This is a genomic window from Bacteroidota bacterium (genome assembly GCA_030706565.1).
In the GTDB taxonomy this organism is placed as follows: domain Bacteria; phylum Bacteroidota; class Bacteroidia; order Bacteroidales; family JAUZOH01; genus JAUZOH01.
Map to the genome: position 1 here is coordinate 1 of JAUZOH010000517.1, position 2,433 is coordinate 2,433.

Annotated in this window: 3 protein-coding genes; all 3 read right to left on the reverse strand. The window is 39.4% G+C overall.

What is annotated here, in order from left to right; genetic code table 11:
* Window positions 1-830: DUF1015 domain-containing protein (locus Q8907_16280; GenBank protein MDP4275826.1), on the reverse strand; the 830-nt coding region annotated here is incomplete at its 3' end.
* A 103-nt stretch (window positions 831-933) separates the two neighbouring features.
* A complete protein-coding gene (locus Q8907_16285) occupies window positions 934-1,857 on the reverse strand; it encodes a 3-phosphoglycerate dehydrogenase (GenBank protein ID MDP4275827.1) in 924 nt (307 codons plus the stop codon).
* Between the two features lie 190 nt (window positions 1,858-2,047).
* The coding region (locus Q8907_16290) for an aminotransferase class V-fold PLP-dependent enzyme (protein MDP4275828.1) at window positions 2,048-2,433 on the reverse strand (386 nt) is incomplete at its 5' end.

Below are 2,433 nucleotides of genomic sequence, written 5' to 3' on the forward strand. Positions count from 1 at the left end.
CCAGCTTCCAGTTTTTTGAGCAGCTCTGCTTCTGTCAATCCGTTCAGATCTTTAACCACCCGGTTGTAATCGAAAATTTTCAGTTGATTATCGGGAAAGTGAACAGCAAGGAAGAAGTTATATTCTTCAGTACCTTTGTGATTGGGGTTGTTTAGTTTCCTTTCATTTCCAACATGGGCGGCGGCGGCTGTACGATGATGGCCATCGGCCACATAGGTGTATTTGATTTCCGAGAATAAATCCACAAGCCTGTTTATCTTTTGCGGGTCAGATATCACCCAAAACTGATGTGTGATACCGTCTTCAGTAGTAAAATTATATTCGGGAGCTTTGCTGACTTCCTTTTCAACTATGGTATCAATCTCCTTAACGGCAGGATAGGTGAAAAACACAGGTTCGTAGTTCATATTGCTGGTACGGATGTGGTTCATCCTGTCTTCTTCCTTGTCGGGACGTGTAAGCTCGTGTTTCTTTATGATGTTGTTCATGTAATCCTCAACGGCGGCACATCCTACAATTCCATATTGAGTCCGTCCATCCATGGTTTGAGCATAAATGTACAAATAGTCTTCTTTATCCTGATTTAGAACCCCTTCCTGCATCATTTCTTGCAAATAAGATTTCCCTTTTTGGTAAACTTCAGGCGAGTGTTCATCGCACGAGTCGGGTAAATCAATTTCGGGTTTCGTGACATGCAAAAAAGAATAAGGATTACCTTCAGCTTCTTTTCTTGCTTCTTCTTTGTTTAAAACATCGTAGGGACGTGCGGCAACTTGGGCAGTCTTGTCTTTTGCAGGACGAATGCCTTTGAAAGGTTTTAAAATAGCCATGATTGATGATAATTATTATTTAAAAGTGATTATTTGTCGGAACAAAAAAGACTCCAAATTATTATTCCAATCTGAAGTCTTTTAAATTTCATATCTGTAACTATTATTTATTAACCTGGAATTTTTTATCGCCTTTTTCGAAGAAACCGACGATTTGGTTAGCGGCAGCCAAGCCGGCATTAATATTTGCTTCCTGGGTCTGGGCCCCCATTTTTTTAGGGGTGAAGAAAAATCTTCCGGCATATTTCCCTTCAATTTCGCTTTTACAATCAGGGGAAATATCTGCGATATATTTAAAATCGTCCCTGTTGGCGAAAATTTGCAACAAACCTTCTTCATCAATCACCTCTTTGCGGGCTGTGTTAACTAAAACAGCGTTTTTCGGCATTCTGGAAAGAAGTTCATAATTGATCGATTTTTTGGTTTTCTCATTTGCAGGGATGTGCAAGGTCACATATTGGCAGCTCGAATAAAGATCTTCAACATTGGTGACTGCTTTTACACCGTCTTTTTCAATAATGGATTTATCGAGAAATGGATCGAAGGCATAAACTTCCATTCCAAAACCTTTTGCAATTTTGGCAACCAGGCTACCCACATGACCGTAGGCATGGATTCCTAACTTTTTGTCCTTCAATTCCGTTCCTGTTTTGCCGTCAAAACCGCCTCTGGCCATGAAAACCATCATGCCCAATACAAGTTCGGCAACAGCATTGGAATTTTGTCCCGGGGTATTCATGGCGACTACTCCTTTTTCTGAAGCTGCCTGCAGGTCGATGTTATCATAACCAGCACCGGCACGGACAATGATTTTTAAATTTTTTCCTGCTTCAATTACTTCGCGCGAAGCAATATCGCTGCGCACAATAAGAGCATCCGCATCAGCCACTGCTTTGAGCAGGTCATTTTTATCTGTATATTTTTCCAGCAAAACGGTGCTGTAACCAGCTTTACTGAAAATATCCTTCATGCCGTCAACTGCTGTTTTGGCAAAAGGTTTTTCTGTAGCGATTAATACTTTTTTCATGGGTAAAATAATTTTTATTATAAGTATTCAGCCTGCATCCTTCACGTTAAAGATATATTTTTTTCGTGCAGGTTTCTTACAATTCAAATGTAATAAAAAATACCGGTTATCCTGATTTATAAATCATATAAACAGGAAGCCGGTATTTGAAAATTATTAGAGCAACTCTTTCAAGGTTTCAAAAATTCAATTAAGCGAATTTTTGTTCAAACTCTTTCATGCAGTCGATCAGTACATTAACATCTTCAGTGCTGCAGGCATTATAAATTGAAGCCCTGAAACCGCCAACCAAACGATGTCCTTTGATACCTACGATATTCTTTGAAGCAGAGAATTTCAGGAATTCTTCTTCCAAAGGTTTGTATTCATCTTTCAGGATAAAGCAAACATTCATGATTGAACGTGAATCCTTTTCAGCTGTTCCTTTGAAAATCCTGCTGTTATCGATGCAATCATAGAGGGCTTTTGCTTTAGCTTTGTTTATGTCACCAAGTTTCTTCACTCCACCCATGCTTTTAACCCATTTCAGAGTTTCCTTTACGGCAAAGATTGGCAGGCAGGGAGGTGTATTAAACA

What these genes read in the sequence shown, in the direction of transcription:
- Q8907_16285 (MDP4275827.1), bottom strand. Translation starts at nt 1,857, where the DNA reads ATGAAAAAAGTATTAATCGCTACAGAAAAACCTTTTGCCAAAACAGCA.